The sequence below is a fragment of the Enterobacter sp. JBIWA003 genome, assembly GCF_019968825.1.
Classification (GTDB): Bacteria; Pseudomonadota; Gammaproteobacteria; order Enterobacterales; family Enterobacteriaceae; genus Enterobacter; species Enterobacter quasiroggenkampii.
On record NZ_CP074170.1, the window covers coordinates 3,555,466 to 3,579,610 of the forward strand.

A 24,145-nucleotide genomic window follows, 5' to 3' on the forward strand; every position below is an offset into this window, starting at 1 on the left:
TTGGCGATAAGAAGGACATGGAAAGAATGCTTTACAAAAAAGGCTGCGCTATGCTGCTTTTTTTCAGGTAAATGTAAACGCATACACTGATTTTTCACTTCAGCGCCAGAGGTTACGAAAATGGGTTATCAGCCGGACAAAAATCGTTACGGGACAATGGAGTATCGCCGCTGCGGACGAAGCGGGCTCAGGTTGCCCGCCATCTCGCTTGGGCTGTGGCATAACTTTGGTGACGCCACCCTTATCGAAAACAGCCGTCAACTTTTACAGCGTGCGTTCGATCTGGGCATTACGCATTTCGACCTTGCCAACAACTATGGCCCGCCTCCCGGATCCGCCGAACGTAATTTCGGCCGTCTTTTGCAGGAGGATTTCCTGCGCTGGCGCGACGAGCTGATCGTCTCAACCAAAGCGGGTTATACCATGTGGGAGGGTCCGTACGGCGACTGGGGATCGCGCAAATATCTGCTGGCAAGCCTCGATCAAAGCCTGAAGCGCATGGGGCTGGAGTATGTGGATATCTTCTATCATCACCGGCCAGATCCGGAAACGCCGCTGCAGGAAACCATGAAAGCGCTTGACCATGTGGTGCGTCAGGGGAAGGCTCTGTATGTCGGATTATCCAACTACCCGGCTGTTCTGGCTCGCCAGGCGATTGATATCCTTAATGACCTCGGGACGCCCTGCCTGATCCACCAGCCGAAATACTCCCTCTTTGAACGTGCGCCGGAAGCGGGACTGCTGGACGTGTTGCAGGAAAAAGGGGTCGGCTGTATTTCCTTCTCGCCGCTGGCTGGCGGGCAACTGACCAATCGCTATCTGAACGGCATTCCTGCAGACTCACGCGCGGCAAGCGGCAGTCAGTTCCTTAAACCCGATCAGCTCACCGAAGAGAAACTGGAAAAAGTCAGGAAGCTGAATGCCCTGGCAGAAAGTCGCGGCCAGAAGCTGTCCCAGATGGCGCTGGCCTGGGTATTACGCCATGAGGCAGTGACGTCGGTGCTGATTGGGGCAAGTAAAACGGCTCAGATTGATGACGCCGTGGGGATGCTGGCAAACCGCCATTTCTCAGAGGAAGAATTGGCTCGCATAGACGCGATCCTCAGCAGCTCAAAATAACACCGCTTTTAGCAAAAAGTGCTCTCACCCGCGAATTCGGAGTTGAGGCGATGATACGAAGGTTTACCAACTCGTAAAATTGCGTTAACAGGCCCAACAAAGGCCCCGATCGTGAAGGAGAAAGAGTATGTTCAGGTCACTGATTCTTGCAGCGGTATTACTGGCTTCGGCGCCGCTGATCGCCACTGCGGGCGAAATCACCCTGTTGCCATCAGTAAAATTACAAATTGGCGATCGTGACGACTACGGCAGATACTGGGACGGCGGCTACTGGCGCGACCGTGATTACTGGCATCGTCACTATGAGTGGCGCGGCGACCGCTGGTGGAAACATGATAACGGCAGACACCGCGGCTGGTATAAAGACAGCGCCTATGAGCGCGGTTACCGTGAAGGCTGGCGGGATCGTGACGACCGTCGCGGCGGCTGGGGTCGCGGCAAAGGTCACGGACATGGTCACCACGGCCACGACTAACAGCAAAAAGGAGCCTCATGGCTCCTTTTTCTTTTACAGCCCCAACGCTGTGCCAATCAGCAACCACAGGTTCAGCGCCACGACCACCACCACGATGGCCCACCCGGTCCGTTTCACCAGCGTCGAGTTGACCAGCTCACCCATCAGGATTTTATCGCTGGTAAAGATCAGCAGCGGCACCAGCGCCAGCGCAATACCAAAACTCAGCAGCACCTGGCTCATGACCAGAATTCGCGTGGGGTCGAGCCCCATCAAAATCACCACAAATGACGGCAGCATGGTGACGGAGCGGCGCACCCACAGCGGAATATGGAACCGGACAAACCCCTGCATCACCACCTGGCCTGCCAGCGTACCCACCACTGTAGAAGAGAGACCAGCAGCCACCAGGCTAAGACCAAATATCGTGGCGGCAGCATGGCTCAGCAGCGGCTCCAGCGTGAGATACGCCTGGTCGAGATCGGCAATACCGGTATGACCGTTAAAGTGGAAAGCGGCGGCTGCTGTTGCCATCATCGCCAGATTGACAAACCCCGCGATGGTCATGGCGATAGCCACGTCCCACTTGGTGGCGGAGTAACGCTCTTTACGCGTCCCACCGTGGAGATGCTGCGTCAGCGAGGAGTGCAGATAAATCACGTGCGGCATGATGGTCGCCCCCAGCACCCCGGCGGCCAGGAACACCGCTTCCGAGGTTGGCAGGTTTGGGATCGCCATCCCTTTAGCGAGCTGCGCCAGATTCGGCTGTGAGAAAATCAGTTCGACAATATAGGCCGCCGCCACAAACAGCAGCAGACCGCCAATGACCTTCTCCAGCGGCTTTTGACCCCGACGCTGTAGCATCAGGATCAGGAACGTGGCAATCCCGGTCAGTACCGCCCCCTGCAACAGCGACACGCCCAGAATCAGCTTAAAGCCGATTGCTGCGCCGATAAATTCAGCGAGGTCAGTAGCCATGGCGATGATTTCAGCCTGAACCCAGTAGAGCCAGACGGCGGGACGCGGATAATGGTCGCGGATTTGCTCCGCCAGGTTTTTACCTGTCGCAATCCCCAGCTTTGCGGAGAGCATCTGAATCAGCATCGCCATAAGGTTAGCCCAGACGACCACCCACAGCAGCTTATAGCCGAAGCTGGCCCCTGCCTGAATATTGGTCGCAAAGTTACCTGGATCGATATAACCAATGGCAGCGATGAACGCAGGTCCCATTAATGCGAACCGCAACTTGCGCGCTGCTCTGCCACTGCTACCCTCTACGCGACTGTTTGTCATTTCTGCCTCTGAAATATAGCCTTTGCTATGTTTAATGCTATCAAAATGAGAATGATTATCAAGATCATTTATAAAGTTTGCAGTGATTTCTCTGATAGCTTTGAACGATAGACGGGCGGGTAAGCTGGGCGATCTAACAGAAACTCAAATCGCGGACTCTTTTGTGAAGACTAGCACATAAACTTAACTTTTCACTCATTTACCTAACATAACAAAAATGTATTGTGGATCACTATTTTTGAGACTCGTCACAGGATGTAACTATAGTGTGTCCTCGATCTCGTTTTCTTTTCTCTTGTTACATAGAATGTGCACGAAAATTAAACCTGCCTCATATTTGGAGCAAATATGGACCGCGTCCTTCATTTTGTCCTGGCACTTGTTGTCGTTACTGCACTCGCATTGCTGGTCAGCACAGACCGCAAAAAAATTCGTATTCGTTATGTTGTCCAACTGCTGGTCATTGAAGTTTTACTTGCGTGGTTCTTCCTGAACTCCAACGTAGGCCTCGGCTTCGTGAAAGGCTTCTCCGAAATGTTCGAAAAACTGCTCGGATTCGCCAACGAAGGGACCAACTTTGTCTTCGGTAAAATGAACGACGAAGGTCTGGCGTTCTTCTTCCTGAAGGTTCTCTGCCCTATCGTCTTCATCTCCGCGCTGATCGGTATTCTGCAGCACATCCGCGTTCTGCCGTTCGTGATCCGTGGAATTGGCTTCCTGTTATCCAAAGTGAACGGCATGGGTAAGCTGGAATCTTTCAACGCCGTCAGTTCCCTGATCCTCGGTCAGTCTGAGAACTTCATCGCGTATAAAGATATTCTCGGCAAGATGTCCCGCAACCGCATGTACACCATGGCGGCAACCGCAATGTCTACCGTTTCCATGTCTATCGTGGGCGCGTATATGACCATGCTGGAACCAAAATACGTGGTGGCTGCGCTGGTTCTGAACATGTTCAGCACCTTTATCGTTCTGTCGCTGATCAACCCGTACCGCGTTGACGCCAGCGAAGAGAATATCCAGATGTCAAACCTGCACGAAGGCCAGAGCTTCTTCGAAATGCTGGGTGAATACATCCTGGCCGGTTTCAAAGTCGCGATTATCGTTGCCGCCATGCTGATCGGCTTCATTGCGCTGATTTCTGGCCTGAACGCCCTGTTCGCCGCGGTGCTGGGTATCTCCTTCCAGGGCATTCTGGGCTACATTTTCTACCCGGTTGCATGGGTGATGGGTGTTCCGGCTCACGAAGCGCTGCAGGTGGGCAGTATCATGGCAACCAAGCTGGTTTCTAACGAATTCGTTGCGATGATGGATCTGCAGAAAATTGCCAGCACGCTTTCTCCGCGCGCGGAAGGTATTCTCTCCGTGTTCCTGGTCTCTTTCGCGAACTTCTCGTCCATCGGGATTATCGCGGGTGCGATTAAAGGCCTGAACGAAGAGCAGGGTAACGTGGTTTCTCGCTTTGGCCTGAAGCTGGTTTATGGCTCTACGCTGGTGAGCGTCCTGTCCGCGTCCATTGCGGCACTGGTTCTGTAACGTTTACCGTTAAACAAAAACCGGGAGCCTGACTCCCGGTTTTTTTATGCCCGCAATTCTTCCAGCGGTTTGGGTTTACCTATCAGGTACCCCTGCAGGTAATCCACACCGAAGCGGAGCAGCATCTCCCGCTGTGCCGGTGTTTCCACATATTCCGCGACGACGCAGAGCGATTTCGTCTTTGCCAGATTACACATCGACTGCACGATCATTGCATCCATGTCGTCTGTACAAATGTCTTTCACAAAGCAGCCGTCGATTTTAATGATGTCCGCCTGCAGGCGTCTGAGACGCTCATAGTTAGCGTAGCCAGTACCAAAATCATCGATGGCGATCCGGAAACCGTAATCCCGCAGTTGCTGAATATTGTTGATACTCGAGCCTGAATTGGAGAATGCCTGCTCTTCGGTAATCTCAATCACGACGGCCTGCGGTGCCACGCCGTACCGTTCAAACAGCGCGCAAATCTCGGTCGCCACCTCTTTTTGCATCAGCGTCAGCGGCATCAGGTTGACGGAAAAACGGGCGCCAGCGTGCGTTGCAGGGTTATCGCGCAGCCACACCAGTAATTTTTCCATGACGCACATATCAAACCGGTGGCTGAGGTTGAACTGCGCAATCAGTGGAATAAAGCGGTCAGGGGTAATAATCTCCCCCTCGCTCTCCATTCGCGTCAGGATTTCATAGTACCCACTTCCGTCCGCCTTCTGGATCGACTGCGCATACAAATGGAACTGCCCCGCCTCCAGGGCATGCTTAATTCGCGCCAGCATCAGGACACGCTCTGTCGTCTGTCCTGAGGCCGCCTCAAGGCTATTCGTGAGCGCGAGTACGTTTTGCTCTCCGCAGGCCTGTTCTGCCAGCCAGCTCAGTTGCCCCAGCGTGTGATGCAGCTTTTCGCCATTTTCGACCATTCCCCAGGACGCGCCAAACTCAATATCCAGCCCGGTGTTGTTCCAGAAAATCTTATTGCTGTTGAGCCGATCGACCATATGCTGGAGACGTTCAGCAATTTCCGGCCCGAGCAAGACCAGCACCAACTCGCTTCCGGGCAGCTGGAACAGCAGCTCATCTTTTTGCAGGAGCGGCTGAAGCGACGTGGCGATCGTTCGTTTGCAGTGGACCCGCATGATAATGCCGTAGTGGCGGCTCAAAAACTCCAGATTGTCCATGCGCAGAATGCACACTTTGGCATCCGGATGGATTTCAAGGTAATCCTCCAGCGCACGAATATTGGGCAAACCGGTAAGAGGATCGGTCAGCGCCCTGTCCTGCCAGCCCCGCTTCAGCCACTCGCTGCGCTGGTAAATTCGCGACATGTAAAGCAAGCAGATGGCGAAAGAGATCAGCACGGAGAGGATAAAGGAGAGCGAATGGCCCGATTCCACCCCGTTAAGGAAGTTGTAGTTGTAGGTCAACAGCAGGAGCGCTGAGATGGCCCACAGCAGAGAAATCAACGCATAGGTCAGGCGGCTTATTGCTAAGGTAAAAAGAATAAAAATCAGCGGCATCAAATAACCCGCAATGACCGGTGATTCAAAAGGACCACATAAAGTGACGAGAATGAAGCCTAAAAGCATCAGCCAGACAAAAATATATAATGGATTCTTGTGATAAAACACGGGCTTCACGCTTCGCCGCCAGAAGGCGATGGCATAACGAGGATTAATTATCATTCTTAATGGGTAATAGAACATCATGGTAAAAATCAGCCCCGCGCATATCAGGCTTTGAATATCCACAACGTTATAAATTACCGTTCCTTCGCCAAAATAGGTTGAAATAGTCACCGGAAAATCAAACAAATAGCCTGCCATATACATCGACAGCTTAATACCTAACGGCACCATAAAACCGAGCCAGAATATACGTAGCCCAATGTGCTTGTTAGGAATGCTGTGGCGCCAGCGCTTGCCCAGCATAAGGCGCAGCAGGCCGCACGCCGCGAACAGCGCAAAGGTCTGACAGAAAAGCAAAACTGAATATTGTAGCGGTGCTAAATTAACATAAAATAAATTAGTGACAGTAAAACCTAACACAATGGGAAGAATTGCCCGGCGCCCAAATATCAAAATTACCGCCAGCATCACGCTGAGTGGCAACCATGCTAAATAAACGTCATGACCATTAACAATTGCACGCGGAGAGAGATAACGGGAGACAGGTACCGCAATCAGGCAAAGTGCCAGGGCAATCATAAATATCTTTACATTATTATACGTTTTTCTATTCATTAAATTGGGGAATATATTATCCGTTCGAATCATTGACCGGATGGATAATAGGTTTATTAATTGCACGAATCAAGTTCAAGTCTATTTATAGACTGGTTTATTGATGTCGATTGAGGAGAGGTACAGGAATACCTTCTTTTTGATAACAAAATGCAGTAATGGACGTTACAAACAGATAAAAAAAACCCTCGTCATATGACGAGGGTTTACAATTTTGGTGGAGCTAAGCGGGATCGAACCGCTGACCTCTTGCATGCCATGCAAGCGCTCTCCCAGCTGAGCTATAGCCCCACATGTGACTTTACTGACCGCACTCTGTTGGGTTCAGAGTTTGGTGGAGCTAAGCGGGATCGAACCGCTGACCTCTTGCATGCCATGCAAGCGCTCTCCCAGCTGAGCTATAGCCCCATCGTAAAGCTGTCATGTTGACGGGCGGCATAATATGAATTCCGCTGCGGAGTGTCAACGGCAAAATCAATGACCGCCGTTCGATCGCCGAAAAATCATGCAAATGAATCACTTTGCGAGCGTGCTCGTAATCAGGAGTTAAGCCTGTCACGTTTTCACGTAAAACGGTGCTATAAAATGAGCCGTTAATTAACCCCACAGATATTCAGGAAATTGTATGATCAAGGAACGAATGACGCCAGAAGAGTTAGCCCTGCTCACTGGCTATAGCCGCCAGACCATCAATAAATGGGTACGCAAAGAGGGTTGGATTACGTCACCAAAACCAGGCGTCCAGGGCGGAAAAGCGCGCCTGGTACATGTGAACGAAAAAGTCCGTGACTTTATCCGCAGCGCACGTCGGGCAAGCGAAACGTCCGAACTGCCAGAAGGCACCAGCCATGATCGTTCGCTTCATACCCTCCTCCTGACGCTGGCTAATGAAATGACGCCGGAAGAGCAGAAGCAGATGACATCGCTGTTATTACGGGAAGGGATCACCGGATTGTTGCAACGTTTAGGGATACGCGATCGGGACTGATATGAAAAGATTACGGAGCAAAATGACCACGGAAGAGCTGGCGGAAAGTTTGGGCGTCGCCAGACAAACGGTCAATCGCTGGATACGTCAGCAGGGGTGGAAAACCGAAGGGCTCAACGGCGTGAAAGGCGGTCGCGCGCGGCTCATTCATGTCGATGCACGCGTGAAGGAACATATAATGAGTCTCCCGGCGATCCGCAACCGTCAGGCGGTTTACCATCTCGCGGAGGCCACGTCTGCCTATAATGGCCCCTCTTCAAACCTGTCTCCGGGCATTATAGAGACGCTGGAGAGTATGACGCCGTCAGAACAGAAGCGTCTGGACGCCTTTTTGAAACGCGAAGGCATTCACGGTTTTCTTACACGTCTGGGTATCGCGGAAAAAGAGGCATAAAAAAAACGGCAGGTTACCCTGCCGTTTTTTTCTTAGAGGTGATTACTGCTGATTTTCACGTTCAGCGATGAAGTCCAGCGCCTTGTTAATGCGCGCCACGCTGCGTGATTTGCCGATGGCATGAACCGTTACGTCCAGCGCCGGAGACTGACCTGCACCGGTCACCGCAACGCGCAGTGGCATACCGACTTTACCCATACCTACTTCCAGCTCGTCCGCCGTCGCCTGAATGGCGTGATGCACATTCTCAGCGGTCCACTCGGTGAGGGCAGCCAGCTTGTCACGCACCACTTCCAGCGGCTGACGCGCAACCGGGCGGAGGTGTTTCTTCGCGGCGTCCGCATCGAACGCATCAAACTCTTCATAGAAGTAGCGGCAGCTTTCAGCAATCTCTTTCAGCGTTTTGCAGCGCTCGCCGAGCAGTTTCACCAGATCCGCCAGCTCAGGGCCCGTGCGGGTATCAATATTTGCCTGCTCAATGTGCCACTGCAGATACGTCGCCACATATTCTGGCGGCATGGTATTGATGTAGTGATGGTTCAGCCACAGCAGCTTGTCAGTGTTAAACGCGCTGGCGGATTTGCTGACAGAGCTCAAAGAGAAGAGTTCGATCATCTCTTCGCGGCTGAAGATCTCCTGGTCACCGTGGGCCCAGCCCAGACGCACCAGATAGTTCAGGAGCGCTTCTGGCAGATAGCCGTCGTCGCGATACTGCATGACGCTCACCGCACCGTGGCGTTTAGACAGTTTTTTGCCGTCATCACCGTTGATCATGGAGACGTGCGCATAGACAGGCACCGGCGCGTTCAGCGCCTTCAGAATGTTGATCTGACGTGGCGTGTTGTTGATGTGGTCTTCACCGCGCACAACGTGGGTAATTTCCATATCCCAGTCGTCAACCACCACGCAGAAGTTGTAGGTTGGGGAGCCATCGGTACGACGGATGATCAGGTCGTCAAGCTCCTGGTTGCTGAATTCGATCGGGCCACGGATCTGGTCGTCAAAGATCACAGACCCCTCTTGCGGGTTAGCAAAACGCACGACGCAAGGCTCATCAGCAGCATGCTCGCTGTGGTCATGGCGGCAGCGGCCGTCATAACGCGGCTTTTCACCGTTCGCCATCTGCTCTTCGCGCAGCGCATCCAGACGCTCTTTGGAGCAGTAGCACTTATACGCCGTGCCCGCGACCAGCATCTCATCAATGACGGCGTTATAGCGGTCAAAGCGTTTGGTCTGGAAATAGGGACCTTCGTCCCATTCCAGGTTCAGCCAGTTCATCCCATCCATAATGGCTTCAATTGCTTCTGGCGTGGAGCGCTCAAGATCGGTGTCTTCAATACGCAGCACGAACTCACCTTTGTTGTGGCGTGCGAAAAGCCAGGAATAGAGAGCGGTACGTGCACCACCGACGTGCAGATAGCCTGTCGGGCTCGGCGCGAAGCGAGTTTTGATTTTCATGAAATGGCCTTACGTTATAAAGATGCCGGCAATCGGCAAATCCTGGGGAAAAAACGATGGGCAATATTCTATCACTGTGCGGCGATTCCTCAATGTTGTTCCCTGAATCGGGCCCGAGTTTGCGATTTTTGTTTAGAAATCATGCGCCACTGCCCGTTTCGCGATCGTTTTGCTTAATTTTACGACGAACGAATAAAAACTTTAGAAAATGCGTTGACTCATTTTCAACTCTCCCTATAATGCGACTCCACACAGCGGGGGTGATTAGCTCAGTTGGTAGAGCATCTCCTTTACACGGAGGGGGTCGGCGGTTCGAGCCCGTCATCACCCACCATCTACTTCGGTAGGCTCGCAGTGTAGATAAGAATTGAGATTGGGCGATTAGCTCAGTTGGTAGAGCATCTCCTTTACACGGAGGGGGTCGGCGGTTCGAGCCCGTCATCGCCCACCATTCTCACCTTATCGCAGCAGTTCCGAAATGGGCGATTAGCTCAGTTGGTAGAGCATCTCCTTTACACGGAGGGGGTCGGCGGTTCGAGCCCGTCATCGCCCACCATTTCGGGTCGTTAGCTCAGTTGGTAGAGCAGTTGACTTTTAATCAATTGGTCGCAGGTTCGAATCCTGCACGACCCACCAATGTAAAAAAGCGCCCTAAAGGCGCTTTTTTGCTATCTGCGATTTACATTGTTAACGTCGCAATCAATGTCTTCACCGCGGGCGTCGCCTGCTTCTCGTCATACACCACATACAAATCTGCCGGTATACGCTCTTTCAGCGGGCGGAACACCACGCCCGGCCACTGCATTTGCGCGTAACTGTCTGCGGCAAGCGTAATCCCCATGCCCATGCTGATCATCGCCAGTACCGTTTGCGGCTCTACGGCTTCACGCACGATCATCGGCGAAAACCCGGCCTGCTGGCAGACGCGATGTAAAAATGCCCAGTCAGAATGCGCTGAAGGCATCGTGACAAAATACTCGTCCTGCAACTCTGCGAGCGCAATCGATGATTCGCTCACCAGCCGGTGATCCTCCGGCATCGCCACCAGAAAAGCAGCCTCACGTAACCGTACGCTGGTAAACCCAGCGGTGGGCTCGGTTGCCATTCGCCAGATGCCCACATCCAGCTCCCGGCGCTCAAGCAGCGCCATCTGCATGACCGGGGATTTCTCGCGGAATACGACATCTACATTCGGGTGCGATTTCAAAAAAGCGCGCATCACCGTGCGCACCTCACTCCACATGGCGGTACCGACAATACCCAGCTCAATGCGCCCTGCCTCCCCCCGGCCAATCTGCTCGACGCGAGCCAGCGCCTGGTTTGCACCGGCAAGCAAACGACGGGACTCTTCCATCAGCACCTTACCGGCATGCGTCAACGCGACGCTCCGCGAGTGGCGAATAAACAGTAACGTCCCCAGCTGGCTTTCCAGCTCTTTAATATGCAGGCTCAACGGCGGCTGAGACATATTGAGACGGGCCGCAGCCCGTCCAAAATGCAGCTCCTCCGCCACGGCCAGAAAATAGCGCAGCAGCTTGAGATCGGTCCGATAGGCGCGTTCCATCAAAACATATCCTGGCGATAACACTTATGTGCCTACCTTAAAGCCTTTCATCGTCCAGAGGGGAAATTTAGTGCGCAACTGTGCGCATCTCGCTGTTTTTGCAGGTGTGGCGATAGTTGAAGCTGAAATAAAACACCACCGCGAGCGCCAGGGCATAGGCCGCGAATACCAGCCAGATCGTCTGCCAGTCCTTCACTCCGTCCACCGAGAAATAATCGACGGCCATACCGCTCAATACCGATCCGAACCAGGCCCCGATACCGTTAACGGTTGTCATAAACAGCCCCTGTGCGCTGGCGCGGATATCGGCGCTCACCTCCTGTTCGACAAACACCGAGCCGGAAATATTGAAAAAGTCGAACGCGCAGCCGTAGACAATCATTGAGAGCATGAGCAGCACAAAGCCTGTTGCAGAGGGATCGCCAAAGGCAAACAGCCCAAACCGCAGCATCCAGGCCACCATGCTCATCAGCATGACCGTTTTAATACCAAAGCGTCCGAGGAAGTACGGAATGGTCAGAATGAAGAACACTTCAGAGATTTGCGAAACGGAGAGCAGGATGGACGGATATTTGACGATAAAGCTATCGGCATACGCCGGATTACGCGCAAAATCATGCAGGAAGGGGCTGCCAAACGTGTTGGTTATCTGCAGCACGGCCCCCAGCAGCATCGCGAATAAAAAGAACACCGCCATGCGGGGCTGTTTAAACAGGACAAACGCATTGAGGCCCAGCTTGCTGGCCAGCGACGGAGAGGTTTTTGTTTTTGCCACCGGAATGGCTGGCAATGTCAGAGAATAGAGCGCCAGCAGCACGGACGCGGCAGCCGCCATATAGAGTTGCAGGTTGCTCAGCTCTGCCCCCATCAGGCTTATGGTCCACATCGCGGCAATAAAGCCCACGGTGCCATACACCCGCACTCGTGGGAAATGGCTCACCGTATCCAGCCCTGCCCGTTCAAGACAGGAGTAAGAAATCGTATTCGACAGCGCAATCGTGGGCATAAAGGCCATCGCATTCACCAGCATGACCCAGAACATCAGGCCCGGCTCATTGACCTGTGCGGCATAGCAGAGCGCGACGGCGCAAACGAGATGACAAATCACGTAGGCGCGGTCTGCCCGCAGCCATTTGTCGGCAATAATTCCCACCAGCGAGGGCATAACAATCGCGGCAAGTCCTTTGGAGCTGTACACCATGCCCACGTCGGAGCCGGTAAAATGTAGGGTGTTAATCATGTAAGCGCCGAGGGTAACCAACCAGCTCCCCCAGATAAAATATTGCATAAAGGACATCATCTTTAAGCGAGTCGTGATGCTCATAACCCATTCCTTATAGCAGTGTGGCCCTCACGGGCCACTTTATTGTTTTACTCAGGCAATATGGCGAAGAAAACCGCAGATAAGATTGATAAAGTTCTGGCGGGAAAGCTCAGCGGCAGCGAGGGTTTGTTCATGCGAGAGTTTGATATCGCCCAGCCCTTCCGCGAGATTGGTAATCGCAGAAACGGCCACGACCTTCAGGCCGCAGTGACGCGCGGAAATCACTTCCGGCACTACGGACATGCCCACCACATCGCCGCCGATAATTTGCATCATGCGGATCTCGGCCGCCGTCTCGAAGTTCGGACCGGGATAAGAAACAAACACCCCTTCATGGAGCGGGAAGCCGGCGTTCGTCGCGACGGTTTGCAGAATGGCGCGGTAATCCGCGTCGTAAGCATTGGCCAGCGAGAAGAAACGCTCGCCAAAGCGCTCATCGTTCAGCCCTACCATCGGCGTGCCCGGCATGGTGTTAATATGGTCGCTCAGAGCAACCAGACTGCCTGGCTGAACGTCCGGGCGCAACGAGCCCGCCGCATTGGTGCTAAACAGCAGTTCGCATCCCAGCAGCTTAAAGGTACGGATCGCATCGGTCATGATGGCCATCCCGCGCCCCTCATAGAAATGGCCGCGCCCCTTCATGCAGGCAACTGGCACCCCGGCAAGATGCCCGAGCACCAGCGCCCCGGCATGGCCATGCACGGTGCTCACCGGGAAGCCAGGCAGCGTTTCGTAGCTCAGAGAAACGGCGTCATCAATCTGGTCGGCAAGGGCGCCCAGGCCAGAGCCGAGAATAAATGCCACGCGAGGCGTGAAGTTCGGCTTAGCGGCGCGAATGATGTCGGCGCAGTACCACGGATTATTCGAGAGGGTCATAGAGGCTCCTTAAGGATGAAGATCGCGATGCGGGGATCGCATGACTTACGTCTTATATCCGCAGCCTGCCGGTGACCTCCAATACACTTTCACCGCACCATCAATACTGATTGTGTATCGATGCAACTCCCTGCCAGATATGGCAGTTTTGCTCAAGCTAATCCCGTCGGTGCCGATACCTCTGTTTTATAACGCGAGGAAAAAGTATGACGACCATTCAGGCTTCAACCCAACAGATACAAACCAGCGGCGCGAGTGGCACTTCGAGCAGTAACGATATCTCTGCGCAAATCACCCGCATTCTCGACAAGATCAAAAAGCTGACCCAGCAGTTAAAAGAGCTGTCGAACAGCCCCATCAGCACCGATGAGAAGAAAAAGCAGCAGGAACTGATTCAGACCCAGATCAAAGTGCTGCAGGCGCAGCTCGCCGCGCTGCAGCGCCAGCAGGCCGAAGAGGCCCAGAAAAAGCAGGAACAAAAACTGGGCAAAGTGGAAGGCGTGAATAGCCCGTCAGACACTAATCAGATTGATATCTACATCTAATCTTCTGATGCGTTAAACAGTGGATCGCGTATGCGGGCCTCGGTTAATCGCTGTGCCTGGATACGCACCACTTCCCAGATAGCCTGCGCCGCCCCCGAGAGTGAACGATTTTTTCGCCGCACCAGCATTAGCTTTCGCTCAACAACGGGCGTCAACCGCTTCACGGCCAGTCGACTTCCCTGCGGCAGGGGAAGCGCCAGGGCGGGCAATATGCTGATGCCAATGCCGGCTTCCACCATGGGAAACAGCGTTGCCGGGTGACCAATCTCCTGCACGATTGCTGCCTTGACCCTCTGATCCACCAGTGCGGAATCAATCAGCGGGCGGCTGCCCGAAGCATAATCCTGTAAAACCAGGTTCGCGCCCTGCAGTGACTGCCACCTGACCTCCGGTAACGCGGCCAGCGGATCGTCGTCACGGCAGAGCAGCAAAAAGGGCTCTGAAAGTACGCTTTCGCACTCCAGATCGCTCACCTGGCCGGGATCGATAACAATACCAAAATCGACATCTCCCTGGCGGATGCTCTCCAGCACCCACTGTTGCGGTCTGTCATGCAGCACAAAATCAATGTCCGGGTAGCGATGGCTTCCCTCGGCAATACACTGCGGGATAAGGTGCGCAGAGATCGTCTGGCTGGCCGCAACCCGCACGGTACCTGAAAGCTGCTGACCCAGTCTTCCCACGTCTCTGAGCGTGCTGTTCAGTTCATCCAGCAGCCGTTCAAGGCGCAGAGCCAGCTGCTGCCCGGCTTCGGTCAACACCACTTCGCGCGTGGTACGATCGAGTAATCTTACCCCCGTCTGATTCTCCAGCTCTTTCACGCTGTGGCTGACCGCCGACTGGCTCAGGCCAATCATCTCCCCTGCCCGGCTAAAGCTGCGGGCATGGGCGACGGTGACGAAAATGCGAAGCTGGCGTAAGGAATAATTCATCTGTTTAATTCATGAATGGATGCAATAAATCAATTTTATTTCTCAAATGGAAAAAAGCACAATAGCGACATCTGTTTTCAGGAGTCATTATGAAACTATTTCGTATTGTTGATCCGTTTACGCTCACCCTGGTGGTTACCGTTTTACTGGCCTCGTTCTTTCCCGCTCGCGGCGGGTTCGTCCCGTTCTTTGAAGGACTGACGACGGCCGCCATCGCGCTGCTGTTCTTTATGCACGGCGCAAAACTCTCCCGTGAAGCCATTATCGCGGGCGGTAGCCACTGGCGACTGCACCTCTGGGTGATGTGCAGCACGTTTATTCTGTTCCCGATCCTCGGGGTGTTGTTTGCCTGGTGGGCGCCGGTTAACGTCGACCCGGCGCTCTACACCGGCTTCCTGTATCTCTGTATTCTTCCGGCCACGGTGCAGTCCGCCATTGCCTTTACCTCTCTCGCGGGAGGGAACGTGGCGGCCGCGGTCTGCTCGGCATCAGCCTCCAGCCTGCTGGGGATTTTCGTCTCGCCGCTGCTGGTGGGCCTGCTGATGAACATGCACGGTGCGGAAGGTAACCTTGAGCAGGTGGGCAAAATCTGTCTGCAGCTGCTGCTGCCGTTTGTCCTGGGTCATCTCTCCCGTCCGTGGACCGGCGCATTTGTGGCGAAGCATAAAAAATGGATTTCAAAAACCGACCAGACCTCGATTCTGCTGGTGGTTTACTCCGCCTTCAGCGAAGCTGTCGTGAACGGGATCTGGCACAAGGTGGGGGCAGGCTCGCTGCTGTTTATCGTGGTGGTCAGCATTGTCCTGCTGGCGATTGTAATAGCAGTAAACGTCTTTGTGGCACGTAAGTGCGGCTTCAACAAAGCGGATGAAATTACGATTGTGTTCTGCGGTTCGAAGAAGAGCCTGGCGAACGGCATCCCGATGGCCAACATTCTGTTCCCGACCTCGGTGATTGGGATGATGGTGCTGCCGCTGATGATTTTCCATCAGATCCAGCTGATGGTCTGCGCGGTGCTGGCGCGTCGCTACAAGCGCCAGACCGAAAAGCTGGCGCAGGAAGCGACCCGCGCCGCGAAGGCTTAAGGACGTTTCAGGGGCTGCACCAGCTGGGTCAGCCCCTCGGTTTTGATCAGTAACGTTATCGCCATCAGCTCGCCCAGTCGCCCTGCCGGAAATTCATCCTTACGGGCAAACCACAGCAGATACTCCTCCGGCAAATCAATCAGCCTGCGGCCCTTGTATTTTCCGAACGGCATCTCGGTATTGGCGATCTCAACGAGCTGCTCTTTCTCCACGTTACTCTCCTAACAGACGCATCATTTCCGCTTCGTCGATAACCTCAATGCCGAGCTCCTGGGCTTTCGCCAGCTTCGAACCCGCCGCTTCTCCGGCAATCACCAGGTCGGTTTTCTTCGACACGCTGCCCGCCACTTTTGCCCCCAGCGCCACCAGACGGGCTTTGGCCTCGTCGCGTGAAAGCTGGCTCAGGCTGCCGGTCAGCACCACCGTTTTACCGGCGAACGGACTGTCGATCTCTTCAGCATTAACCACCACCGGCGCGGGCCATTTAATCCCCTCTTCCAGCAGTTCGCCGATGACGTTACGGTTGCTCTCTTCGGCAAAGAAGTTAAAGACGTGCGTGGCAACGACGATGCCGACATCCGGGACTTTCTGCAGCTCCTCGATGCTCGCCTTTTCCAGCGCCTCCAGCGTACCAAAGTATGCTGCCAGACCCGCGGCCGTCGCCTCACCCACCTCACGAATGCCCAGCGCGTACAGGAAGCGGGCGAAGGTGGTCTCTTTGGCGGCTTCCAGCGCGTTAACCACGTTCTGGGCTGACTTTGGCCCCATGCGGTCCAGACCGGTCAGTTTACCTGCGGTCAGCCTGAAGAGGTCCGCTGGCGTGTGGACATACTCTTTCTCAACCAGTTGATCGATAATCTTGTCGCCCATGCCGTCCACGTCCATTGCGCGACGGGAAACGAAGTGCTTCAGTGATTCTTTACGCTGTGCGCCACAGATTAAGCCCCCCGTACAGCGCGCCACGGCTTCACCTTCCACACGCTCAACGTCCGAGCCACACACCGGGCAATAGGTTGGGAAGACAACCTCGCGCGTATCGTCAGGACGTTCTGACTCCACAACGTTAACCACCTGCGGGATCACGTCCCCCGCGCGGCGAATCACCACTTTGTCACCAATACGCAGGCCCAGGCGGTCGATTTCATCGGCGTTATGCAGCGTGGCGTTACTCACCAGCACGCCCGCCACCTGCACCGGCTCCAGACGGGCGACCGGCGTAATGGCTCCCGTACGTCCCACCTGGAACTCCACGTCGCGGACGAAGGTCATCTGCTCCTGAGCCGGGAACTTAAACGCCACCGCCCAGCGCGGCGCGCGCGCCACGAAGCCCAGCTGCTCCTGCAGCGCCAGTGAATTCACCTTGATGACCACGCCATCAATATCAAAGCCGAGCGTCGGACGATCCTCTTCCACCTTGTGGTAGAACGCCAGTACCGCTTCTGGCGAGTCGCAGAGCTGAACGCGGTTGCTCACCGGCAGCCCCCACGCCTTAAACTGCAGCAGACGCCCGAGATGGGTATCCGGCAGCTCGCCGCCCTCCAGAATACCGACACCGTAGCAGAAGAAAGTAAGCGGTCGCTTTGCAGTGATGCGCGGGTCAAGCTGACGCAGCGAGCCCGCCGCCGCGTTACGCGGGTTAGCAAACACCTTCCCGCCGGTGCGACGCGCCTCTTCGTTAATTTTCTCGAAGCCCGCCTGCGGCAGGAACACCTCGCCGCGCACTTCCAGACGCGCAGGGATGTTGTCACCCTGAAGCTTCAGCGGGATCGCGCGGATGGTACGCACATTAGTGGTGATGTCTTCACCCGTCGTACCGTCGCCACGCGTCGCGGCACGCACCAGCACGCCGTTTTCATAGAGAAGGCTGACGGCCAGGCCATCCAGCTTCAGCTCGCAGCACCAGGTGAGCGCGTCGCTGCTTTTCAGGCGATCCTGCACACGCTTGTTAAACGCGAGGAAGCTCTCTTCATCGAAGACGTTATCCAGCGACAGCATTGGCACTTCATGCCGCACCTGGCTGAAGGCCCCCAGCGGCTCTGCGCCGACGCGCTGGGTGGGGGAATCCGGCGTGATGAGTTCTGGATGCTGCGCCTCTAATTCCCGCAGCTCACGCATCAGGCGGTCATACTCCGCATCCGGGACTTCCGGTGCGTCCATAACATGATAGAGATATTCATGATGGCGAAGCGTGGTTCGCAGTTCAGTGAGTTGTTGTTCGATTGAGTCCATATCACACCATCAATGAGAAAAAACCCCCGACATGCGGGGGTTGAGGAGGAGTTGAAGTCAACGCGGCGATTACGCGTTAGCTTCCTTAACTTCGCGGATGCGGTCCTGATACTCGCGCAGTTTCTGCGGGGTCATCATTCGACGCTGATCGTCGAGCACCACACCACCGACTTCGTCAGCGATATGCTGAGCGGACTGCAGCATCAGCTTAAAGTTTTGCAGTTCGTCGCCGTAAGACGGCACCTGCATAAAGATAGTGACGCCAGGCGTAACGAAATCACCGGTCATGTCCGGATCAAAGGTACCTGGGTTAACCATGTTGGCCAGGCTGAACAGCGCCGGGCCGCTACCGTCAGGACTCAGGTGACGATGGAAAATGTTCATATCGCCAAACTTGAAGCCTGCCTGTTGAATACTGTTAAGCAGAACGTCACCGTTGAGATGGCTACCGTGATGCGCGGCCACGTTCATGATGATCACCGCTTCTTTACGCTGCGGTTTTTCAACAACCGGTTCTGGCTCTGCAACGGGCTCAGGCTCAACGTGCGGGGCTGGCGCGGGCTGCGGCGCAGGTTGAACATGAACAGGCTGCTGCGGTTGTGACACCGGCTGTGCAGGCTGCTGTTGCACGGGCTGCTGCACCGGTTGCTGTTGAACCGGTTGTGGCGCAGCAGGCTGCTGATAGACAGGCTGTTGCGGCGGCTGGCGCACCGGTTCTTCCACAGGCTGCGGCGCTGGCTGGCGCGGCTGTGCAGAAGCATACGGCGGTTGATACTGGTGCTGCGAAGGACGAGGCGCTTCATGCTCCCCATGGCCTACGCCGGGCGCAGTATTGACCCGATGAACACGAACTTCACCCACGCCGTCGTCGTCGCTTCCATCGATGTCATCTTCACTGTCATCGTCGTCACGACTGGACTTCATGCGCTTCAGTGGGCGATCGCGAAACATCGAGGAACGCTCTTTACGGCTGGTCCAGAAACCATGTACCAGTAAAGCGATTATGGCGATCGCGCCAACAATGATTAATATCAGACGCAAATCCTGCATCATTATATTCTCTGTTGTTCTAACACCTTGCCACCACGGCAAACATTTACTCACTAAGAGTATTTGCCGTTTACGTCAAGTGCAAGTGTGTGCAGAGCATTCACAGCATAAAGATGAAGGAAATCGTGCTTTTTGCTGGTTTTTCGAACATTTCCGAACTGGTCATTGGTCCGTAAGTGGATAATATAGGCGGGCAATTCCACTGGTTGTGTAAAAAGGAGTACAGCCTGGCTATGGTTTCAACATCTTCTTCCCCCCCGCGCAGCGGCGTCTGGTATTTTTCTCAGGGCTGGAAACTGGTCTCCCTGCCGGGTATTCGACGCTTCGTCATCCTGCCGCTGTTGATCAACATTATTCTGATGGGCGGCGCGTTCTGGTGGCTGTTCACAAAGCTGGAGAGCTGGATCCCGTCGCTGATGAGCCATGTGCCAAACTGGCTGCAGTGGCTTAACTACCTGCTCTGGCCGGTGGCGGTGATCTCCGTGCTGCTGGTGTTTGGCTACTTCTTCTCGACGATTGCCAACTGGATAGCCGCACCGTTTAACGGTTTGCTGGCGGAACAGCTGGAAGCGCGCCTTACCGGCGCAACACCGCCGGACACGGGCATATGGGGGATCATGAAAGACCTCCCTCGCATTATGAAGCGTGAATGGCAGAAGTTTGCCTGGTACCTGCCCCGCGCGATTGTGCTGCTTATCCTCTATTTTGTGCCCGGCATTGGCCAGACGGTGGCACCGGTGCTGTGGTTCCTGTTCAGCGCCTGGATGCTGGCCATCCAGTACTGCGACTATCCGTTCGATAACCACAAGGTGCCGTTTAAAGAGATGCGCACCGCCCTGCGCAGCCAGAAGGTTGCCAATATGCAGTTTGGTGCGCTGACCAGCCTGTTTACCATGATCCCATTCCTGAATCTGTTCATCATGCCGGTTGCCGTCTGCGGCGCGACGGCAATGTGGGTGGACTGCTACCGTGCAAAGCACGCGTTATGGAAATAATGCAAAAATGTGTAAAGCAGGGGTGGCTTATGCCGCCCCTTATTCCATACTGATCCCCATTATTTCCTTGCAGTATATAGATATGCGAATTCCTTACTTCCCCCTACCTGCTTAGCAGGTATGCTGGGTCGGTATCCCAATTTCATACAGTTAAGGACAGGCCATGAGTAAGATTTATGAAGACAACTCGCTGACTATCGGTCATACGCCCCTGGTTCGACTGAACCGTATCGGTAATGGACGCATCCTGGCGAAGGTCGAATCACGTAACCCGAGCTTCAGCGTAAAATGCCGCATCGGTGCCAACATGATTTGGGATGCTGAAAAACGTGGCGTACTGAAGCCTGGCGTTGAGCTGGTGGAACCGACCAGCGGCAATACCGGGATCGCTCTGGCCTATGTTGCTGCCGCGCGCGGCTACAAGCTGACGCTGACCATGCCTGAAACCATGAGCATCGAGCGTCGTAAGCTGCTGAAAGCGCTGGGCGCAAACCTGGTGCTGACCGAAGGCGCGAAAGGCATGAAAGGTGCCATTCAGAAAGCCGAAGAGATTGTGGCCAGCGATCCGGCGAAATACCTGCTGCTGCAGCAGTTCAGCAACCCGGCAAACCCGGAAATTCACGAGAAGACCACCGGCCCGGAAATCTGGGAAGATACTGACGGCCAGGTTGACGTCTTTATCTCCGGCGTGGGTACCGGCGGTACGCTGACCGGCGTGTCACGCTATATTAAAGGCACGAAGGGTAAAAAAGATCTGATTACCGTTGCCGTTGAGCCGACTGACTCACCGGTTATCACCCAGGCGCTGGCGGGGGAAGAGCTTAAACCCGGCCCGCACAAAATTCAGGGTATTGGCGCAGGCTTCATTCCGGGCAACCTGGATCTGAAGCTGATCGATAAAGTGATCACCATTACGAACGAAGAAGCCATCTCTACCGCGCGTCGCCTGATGGATGAAGAAGGTATTCTGGCGGGTATCTCTTCCGGTGCGGCCGTTGCGGCAGCGCTCAAGCTTCAGGAAGATGAAGCCTTTACCAATAAGAATATTGTGGTTATCCTTCCTTCCTCGGGTGAGCGTTACTTGAGCACCGCGCTGTTTGCCGATCTCTTCACTGAAAAAGAGCTGCAACAGTAGTGCCAGCATGTTAATAACGCGTAAAAAAGCACCTTTTCAGGTGCTTTTTTGTGGCCTGCTTCAAACTTTTACCCCTCCTGGCATTGCTTCACCCCGTAGGGTCTGGTATTTAAACCAGCAATTATTTTGATGCGTGAAATTAATCAGCGAATGAAATAGCCTTGCTGAATCGATTTTATGATTTGGTTCAAGTCTTGCTTTCGCTGCATAATGTTTAATGACGATCGAAACGTCAGCGCTAACAATACAGGCTAAAGTTCAGTCGCCAGGCTAGACTTTAGTTCCACAACACTAAACCTATAAGTTGGGGAAATACAATGTTCCAGCAAGAAGTTACCATTACCGCTCCGAACGGTCTGCACACCCGCCCTGCTGCTCAGTTTGTTAAAGAAGCAAAAGGCTTTTCTTCTGAAATCACTGTGACTTCCAACGGCAAAAGCGCGAGCGCAAAAAGCCTGTTCAAACTGCAGACTCTGGGCCTGACTCAGGGCACCGTAGTCACCATCTCTGCGGAAGGTGAAGACGAGCAGAAAGCAGTTGAGCATCTGGTAAAACTGATGGCTGAGCTCGAGTAAGTTTCCGGGTTCTTTTAAATATCAGTCACAAGTAAGGTAGGGTTATGATTTCAGGCATTTTAGCATCCCCGGGTATCGCTTTCGGCAAAGCACTGCTGCTGAAAGAAGACGAGATCGTCATCGACCGGAAAAAAATTTCTGCCGACAAGGTTGATCAGGAAGTTGAACGTTTTCTGAGCGGTCGTGCCAAGGCATCTGCGCAACTGGAAGCAATCAAAACTAAAGCTGGCGAAACTTTCGGTGAAGAAAAAGAAGCCATCTTCGAAGGGCACATCATGCTGCTCGAAGATGAGGAGCTGGAGCAGGAAATCATAGCCCTGATTAAAGATAAAGGCATGACGGCCGACGCGGCTGCGCATGAAGTTATCGAAGGTCAGGCAACTGCCCTGGAAGAACTGGATGATGAATACCTGAAAGAGCGTGCGGCTGACGTACGTGACATCGGTAAGCGCCTGCTGCGCAACATCCTGGGTCTGGCCATTATCGACCTGAGCGCAATTCAGGATGAAGTGATCCTGGTTGCTGCTGACCTCACCCCGTCTGAAACCGCACAGCTGAACCTGAAAAAGGTCCTCGGTTTCATCACCGACGCGGGTGGCCGTACCTCCCACACCTCTATCATGGCGCGTTCTCTGGAACTGCCTGCCATCGTGGGTACCGGTAGCGTCACCTCTCAGGTGAAAAACGGCGACTATCTGATTCTGGATGCCGTAAACAATCTGGTTTACGTCAACCCAACCAATGAAGAGATCGATAAACTGCGCGCGGTTCAGGAGCAGGTTGCGACTGAAAAAGCGGAACTCGCTAAGCTGAAAGACCTGCCAGCCATCACCCTGGACGGCCATCAGGTTGAAGTGTGCGCAAACATCGGTACCGTCCGCGACGTTGATGGCGCTGAGCGCAACGGTGCGGAAGGCGTCGGTCTCTATCGTACTGAATTCCTGTTCATGGACCGCGACGCGCTGCCTACAGAAGAAGAGCAGTTTGCCGCGTATAAAGCCGTGGCTGAAGCGTGTGGCTCTCAGGCGGTTATCGTCCGTACCATGGACATCGGTGGCGACAAAGAGCTGCCGTACATGAACTTCCCGAAAGAAGAGAACCCGTTCCTGGGCTGGCGTGCAATCCGTATCGCAATGGATCGTAAAGAGATCCTGCGTGACCAGGTTCGCGCGATCCTGCGTGCCTCTGCGTTCGGTAAGCTGCGCATCATGTTCCCAATGATCATCTCTGTTGAAGAAGTGCGTGCACTGAAGAAAGAGATCGAAATCTACAAACAGGAACTGCGCGACGAAGGTAAAGCGTTTGACGAGTCAATCGAGATCGGCGTAATGGTGGAAACACCAGCGGCGGCGACCATTGCGCGTCATTTAGCCAAAGAAGTTGATTTCTTTAGTATCGGTACCAATGATTTAACGCAGTACACCCTGGCAGTTGACCGTGGTAATGATATGATTTCACATCTCTACCAGCCAATGTCACCGTCCGTACTGAACTTGATCAAGCAAGTTATTGATGCTTCTCATGCAGAAGGTAAATGGACTGGCATGTGTGGTGAGCTTGCAGGCGACGAACGTGCTACACTTCTGTTGCTGGGTATGGGTCTGGACGAATTCTCTATGAGCGCCATTTCCATCCCGCGCATTAAGAAGATTATCCGTAACACGAACTTCGAAGATGCGAAGGTGTTAGCAGAGCAGGCTCTTGCTCAACCGACAACGGACGAGTTAATGACGCTGGTTAACAAGTTCATTGAAGAAAAAACAATCTGCTAATCCACGAGATGCGGCCCAAATTACTGCTTAGGAGAAGATCATGGGTTTGTTCGATAAACTGAAATCTCTGGTTTCTGATGATAAGAAAGACTCCGGAACTATTGAGATTGTTGCTCCGCTCTCCGGCGAGATCGTCAACATCGAAGACGTGCCGGATGTAGTGTTTGCTGAGAAAATCGTTGGTGATGGCATTGCTATCAAACCAACTGGCAACAAAATGGTTGCTCCAGTTGACGGCACCATCGGTAAAATTTTTGAAACCAACCATGCGTTCTCTATCGAATCTGATAGCGGTATCGAACTGTTCGTTCACTTCGGTATCGACACCGTTGAACTGAAAGGCGAAGGCTTCAAACGTATCGCGGAAGAAGGCCAGCGTGTTAAAGTTGGCGACCCGGTGATTGAATTCGATCTGCCACTGCTGGAAGAAAAAGCCAAGTCTACCCTGACTCCGGTTGTTATCTCCAACATGGACGAAATCAAAGAACTGATCAAACTGTCTGGCAGCGTCACCGTGGGTGAAACCCCGGTTATCCGCATCAAGAAGTAATTCTTGCCGCACAGTAAAATGGCGCCTTCGGGCGCCA

Annotated in this window: 22 protein-coding genes and 6 tRNA genes; 16 read left to right on the top strand and 12 right to left on the bottom strand. The window is 54.0% G+C overall.

Annotated elements, in window-relative coordinates; all coding sequences use genetic code 11:
- Positions 1–120: 120 nt before the first annotated feature.
- Together mgrA and KGP25_RS16985 are read left to right on the top strand one after the other, a co-directional pair.
- Entirely contained in the window at positions 121–1,119 is a 999-nt protein-coding gene (gene mgrA, locus KGP25_RS16980) for an L-glyceraldehyde 3-phosphate reductase (RefSeq protein ID WP_223539333.1), read from the top strand.
- A gap of 127 nt (positions 1,120–1,246) precedes the next feature.
- Positions 1,247–1,594, top strand: coding sequence for a DUF2502 domain-containing protein (locus KGP25_RS16985; protein ID WP_045909395.1), 348 nt, complete (start codon positions 1,247–1,249; stop codon positions 1,592–1,594).
- A 33-nt stretch (positions 1,595–1,627) separates the two neighbouring features.
- On the opposite strand, the gene KGP25_RS16990 is transcribed toward KGP25_RS16985, so the two are convergent.
- The gene (locus tag KGP25_RS16990) at positions 1,628–2,866 is read right to left on the bottom strand and encodes an Nramp family divalent metal transporter (protein WP_223539334.1); all 1,239 of its coding nucleotides are present in this window, start codon (positions 2,864–2,866) and stop codon (positions 1,628–1,630) included.
- Between the two features lie 348 nt (positions 2,867–3,214).
- On the opposite strand from KGP25_RS16990, the gene KGP25_RS16995 reads away from it, so the two are divergent.
- Positions 3,215–4,402, top strand: coding sequence for a NupC/NupG family nucleoside CNT transporter (locus KGP25_RS16995; RefSeq protein WP_045909397.1), 1,188 nt, complete (start codon positions 3,215–3,217; stop codon positions 4,400–4,402).
- Between the two features lie 44 nt (positions 4,403–4,446).
- Here the strand turns inward: KGP25_RS16995 and KGP25_RS17000 are convergent, their stop codons facing one another.
- The 3 genes from KGP25_RS17000 to KGP25_RS17010 form a co-directional block, all read right to left on the bottom strand.
- Entirely contained in the window at positions 4,447–6,636 is a 2,190-nt protein-coding gene (locus KGP25_RS17000; RefSeq protein ID WP_223539335.1) for an EAL domain-containing protein, read from the bottom strand.
- A 215-nt stretch (positions 6,637–6,851) separates the two neighbouring features.
- A tRNA-Ala gene (locus tag KGP25_RS17005) sits at positions 6,852–6,927 on the bottom strand.
- 41 nt (positions 6,928–6,968) lie between these two features.
- Positions 6,969–7,044, bottom strand: a tRNA-Ala gene (locus KGP25_RS17010).
- Positions 7,045–7,261: 217 nt separating this feature from the next.
- Here KGP25_RS17010 and KGP25_RS17015 point away from each other — a divergent pair.
- Both KGP25_RS17015 and KGP25_RS17020 read left to right on the top strand, forming a co-directional pair.
- A complete protein-coding gene (locus tag KGP25_RS17015; RefSeq protein ID WP_045909399.1) occupies positions 7,262–7,624 on the top strand; it encodes a YfeC-like transcriptional regulator in 363 nt (120 codons plus the stop codon).
- 1 nt (position 7,625) lies between these two features.
- Positions 7,626–8,018, top strand: coding sequence for a YfeC-like transcriptional regulator (locus KGP25_RS17020; protein WP_045909400.1), 393 nt, complete (start codon positions 7,626–7,628; stop codon positions 8,016–8,018).
- A 42-nt stretch (positions 8,019–8,060) separates the two neighbouring features.
- On the opposite strand, the gene gltX is transcribed toward KGP25_RS17020, so the two are convergent.
- Entirely contained in the window at positions 8,061–9,476 is a 1,416-nt protein-coding gene (gltX, locus tag KGP25_RS17025) for a glutamate--tRNA ligase (RefSeq protein ID WP_045909401.1), read from the bottom strand.
- Positions 9,477–9,734: 258 nt separating this feature from the next.
- On the opposite strand from gltX, the gene KGP25_RS17030 reads away from it, so the two are divergent.
- The 4 genes from KGP25_RS17030 (at position 9,735) to KGP25_RS17045 (ending at position 10,112) form a co-directional block, all read left to right on the top strand.
- Positions 9,735–9,810: transfer RNA gene (locus KGP25_RS17030), tRNA-Val, on the top strand.
- 41 nt (positions 9,811–9,851) lie between these two features.
- Positions 9,852–9,927, top strand: a tRNA-Val gene (locus KGP25_RS17035).
- Positions 9,928–9,956: 29 nt separating this feature from the next.
- Positions 9,957–10,032: transfer RNA gene (locus KGP25_RS17040), tRNA-Val, on the top strand.
- 4 nt (positions 10,033–10,036) lie between these two features.
- A tRNA-Lys gene (locus KGP25_RS17045) sits at positions 10,037–10,112 on the top strand.
- Between the two features lie 43 nt (positions 10,113–10,155).
- On the opposite strand, the gene KGP25_RS17050 is transcribed toward KGP25_RS17045, so the two are convergent.
- From KGP25_RS17050 to xapA, 3 genes are all read right to left on the bottom strand, one after another.
- Positions 10,156–11,040, bottom strand: coding sequence for a LysR family transcriptional regulator (locus KGP25_RS17050; protein ID WP_048226142.1), 885 nt, complete (start codon positions 11,038–11,040; stop codon positions 10,156–10,158).
- 67 nt (positions 11,041–11,107) lie between these two features.
- Complete coding sequence (locus KGP25_RS17055) at positions 11,108–12,364, bottom strand: nucleoside permease (RefSeq protein WP_223539336.1); 1,257 nt, start codon at positions 12,362–12,364, stop codon at positions 11,108–11,110.
- A 51-nt stretch (positions 12,365–12,415) separates the two neighbouring features.
- Complete coding sequence (gene xapA, locus KGP25_RS17060) at positions 12,416–13,240, bottom strand: xanthosine phosphorylase (protein WP_223539337.1); 825 nt, start codon at positions 13,238–13,240, stop codon at positions 12,416–12,418.
- Between the two features lie 206 nt (positions 13,241–13,446).
- On the opposite strand from xapA, the gene KGP25_RS17065 reads away from it, so the two are divergent.
- The gene (locus KGP25_RS17065) at positions 13,447–13,785 is read left to right on the top strand and encodes a FlxA-like family protein (protein WP_045909442.1); all 339 of its coding nucleotides are present in this window, start codon (positions 13,447–13,449) and stop codon (positions 13,783–13,785) included.
- On the opposite strand, the gene KGP25_RS17070 is transcribed toward KGP25_RS17065, so the two are convergent.
- Positions 13,782–14,717 (bottom strand): LysR family transcriptional regulator, encoded by a 936-nt coding sequence (locus tag KGP25_RS17070; protein ID WP_045909443.1) that lies wholly within the window; start codon positions 14,715–14,717, stop codon positions 13,782–13,784. The genes KGP25_RS17065 and KGP25_RS17070 overlap by 4 nt on opposite strands.
- 89 nt (positions 14,718–14,806) lie before the next feature.
- On the opposite strand from KGP25_RS17070, the gene KGP25_RS17075 reads away from it, so the two are divergent.
- On the top strand, positions 14,807–15,802 hold the full coding sequence (locus KGP25_RS17075) for a bile acid:sodium symporter family protein (RefSeq protein ID WP_045909444.1): 996 nt from the start codon (positions 14,807–14,809) through the stop codon (positions 15,800–15,802).
- Here the strand turns inward: KGP25_RS17075 and KGP25_RS17080 are convergent.
- The 3 genes from KGP25_RS17080 to zipA all read right to left on the bottom strand — a co-directional run bounded on the left by KGP25_RS17080 (position 15,799) and on the right by zipA (position 19,084).
- Positions 15,799–16,014 carry a DUF3820 family protein gene (locus KGP25_RS17080; protein ID WP_003861328.1) on the bottom strand — a complete coding sequence of 72 codons (216 nt, stop codon included), beginning with the start codon at positions 16,012–16,014 and terminating at the stop codon, positions 15,799–15,801. The two genes, KGP25_RS17075 and KGP25_RS17080, sit on opposite strands and share 4 nt — an antisense overlap.
- 1 nt (position 16,015) lies before the next feature.
- Positions 16,016–18,031 (bottom strand): NAD-dependent DNA ligase LigA, encoded by a 2,016-nt coding sequence (gene ligA, locus KGP25_RS17085; protein ID WP_223539338.1) that lies wholly within the window; start codon positions 18,029–18,031, stop codon positions 16,016–16,018.
- 69 nt (positions 18,032–18,100) lie between these two features.
- A complete protein-coding gene (gene zipA / locus KGP25_RS17090) occupies positions 18,101–19,084 on the bottom strand; it encodes a cell division protein ZipA (protein WP_111968136.1) in 984 nt (327 codons plus the stop codon).
- 230 nt (positions 19,085–19,314) lie between these two features.
- Here zipA and cysZ point away from each other — a divergent pair, with 230 nt between their 5' ends.
- The 5 genes from cysZ (at position 19,315) to crr (ending at position 24,108) form a co-directional block, all read left to right on the top strand.
- Positions 19,315–20,076 carry a sulfate transporter CysZ gene (cysZ, locus tag KGP25_RS17095; protein ID WP_048226154.1) on the top strand — a complete coding sequence of 254 codons (762 nt, stop codon included), beginning with the start codon at positions 19,315–19,317 and terminating at the stop codon, positions 20,074–20,076.
- 163 nt (positions 20,077–20,239) lie between these two features.
- Positions 20,240–21,211 (top strand): cysteine synthase A, encoded by a 972-nt coding sequence (gene cysK / locus KGP25_RS17100; protein ID WP_045909448.1) that lies wholly within the window; start codon positions 20,240–20,242, stop codon positions 21,209–21,211.
- A 317-nt stretch (positions 21,212–21,528) separates the two neighbouring features.
- Positions 21,529–21,786, top strand: a complete 258-nt coding sequence (ptsH, locus tag KGP25_RS17105; protein ID WP_045909449.1) for a phosphocarrier protein Hpr — start codon at positions 21,529–21,531, stop codon at positions 21,784–21,786.
- 44 nt (positions 21,787–21,830) lie between these two features.
- Positions 21,831–23,558, top strand: coding sequence for a phosphoenolpyruvate-protein phosphotransferase PtsI (ptsI, locus tag KGP25_RS17110; protein WP_023332954.1), 1,728 nt, complete (start codon positions 21,831–21,833; stop codon positions 23,556–23,558).
- Positions 23,559–23,598: 40 nt separating this feature from the next.
- The gene (crr, locus tag KGP25_RS17115; protein ID WP_003861316.1) at positions 23,599–24,108 is read left to right on the top strand and encodes a PTS glucose transporter subunit IIA; all 510 of its coding nucleotides are present in this window, start codon (positions 23,599–23,601) and stop codon (positions 24,106–24,108) included.
- Positions 24,109–24,145 lie beyond the last annotated feature (37 nt).

Excerpts from the sequence above, each read along its gene's own strand:
- ptsH (WP_045909449.1), top strand. The coding sequence starts at position 21,529 with ATGTTCCAGCAAGAAGTTACCATTACCGCTCCGAACGGTCTGCACACC.
- KGP25_RS17070 (WP_045909443.1), bottom strand. The coding sequence starts at position 14,717 with ATGAATTATTCCTTACGCCAGCTTCGCATTTTCGTCACCGTCGCCCAT.
- KGP25_RS16990 (WP_223539334.1), bottom strand. The coding sequence starts at position 2,866 with ATGACAAACAGTCGCGTAGAGGGTAGCAGTGGCAGAGCAGCGCGCAAG.
- KGP25_RS17015 (WP_045909399.1), top strand. The coding sequence starts at position 7,262 with ATGATCAAGGAACGAATGACGCCAGAAGAGTTAGCCCTGCTCACTGGC.
- KGP25_RS17020 (WP_045909400.1), top strand. The coding sequence starts at position 7,626 with ATGAAAAGATTACGGAGCAAAATGACCACGGAAGAGCTGGCGGAAAGT.
- cysK (WP_045909448.1), top strand. The coding sequence starts at position 20,240 with ATGAGTAAGATTTATGAAGACAACTCGCTGACTATCGGTCATACGCCC.
- KGP25_RS17050 (WP_048226142.1), bottom strand. The coding sequence starts at position 11,040 with ATGGAACGCGCCTATCGGACCGATCTCAAGCTGCTGCGCTATTTTCTG.
- KGP25_RS16985 (WP_045909395.1), top strand. The coding sequence starts at position 1,247 with ATGTTCAGGTCACTGATTCTTGCAGCGGTATTACTGGCTTCGGCGCCG.
- crr (WP_003861316.1), top strand. The coding sequence starts at position 23,599 with ATGGGTTTGTTCGATAAACTGAAATCTCTGGTTTCTGATGATAAGAAA.
- KGP25_RS17065 (WP_045909442.1), top strand. The coding sequence starts at position 13,447 with ATGACGACCATTCAGGCTTCAACCCAACAGATACAAACCAGCGGCGCG.
- KGP25_RS17075 (WP_045909444.1), top strand. The coding sequence starts at position 14,807 with ATGAAACTATTTCGTATTGTTGATCCGTTTACGCTCACCCTGGTGGTT.
- ligA (WP_223539338.1), bottom strand. The coding sequence starts at position 18,031 with ATGGACTCAATCGAACAACAACTCACTGAACTGCGAACCACGCTTCGC.
- xapA (WP_223539337.1), bottom strand. The coding sequence starts at position 13,240 with ATGACCCTCTCGAATAATCCGTGGTACTGCGCCGACATCATTCGCGCC.
- KGP25_RS16995 (WP_045909397.1), top strand. The coding sequence starts at position 3,215 with ATGGACCGCGTCCTTCATTTTGTCCTGGCACTTGTTGTCGTTACTGCA.
- mgrA (WP_223539333.1), top strand. The coding sequence starts at position 121 with ATGGGTTATCAGCCGGACAAAAATCGTTACGGGACAATGGAGTATCGC.
- zipA (WP_111968136.1), bottom strand. The coding sequence starts at position 19,084 with ATGATGCAGGATTTGCGTCTGATATTAATCATTGTTGGCGCGATCGCC.
- cysZ (WP_048226154.1), top strand. The coding sequence starts at position 19,315 with ATGGTTTCAACATCTTCTTCCCCCCCGCGCAGCGGCGTCTGGTATTTT.
- KGP25_RS17000 (WP_223539335.1), bottom strand. The coding sequence starts at position 6,636 with ATGAATAGAAAAACGTATAATAATGTAAAGATATTTATGATTGCCCTG.
- gltX (WP_045909401.1), bottom strand. The coding sequence starts at position 9,476 with ATGAAAATCAAAACTCGCTTCGCGCCGAGCCCGACAGGCTATCTGCAC.
- ptsI (WP_023332954.1), top strand. The coding sequence starts at position 21,831 with ATGATTTCAGGCATTTTAGCATCCCCGGGTATCGCTTTCGGCAAAGCA.
- KGP25_RS17055 (WP_223539336.1), bottom strand. The coding sequence starts at position 12,364 with ATGAGCATCACGACTCGCTTAAAGATGATGTCCTTTATGCAATATTTT.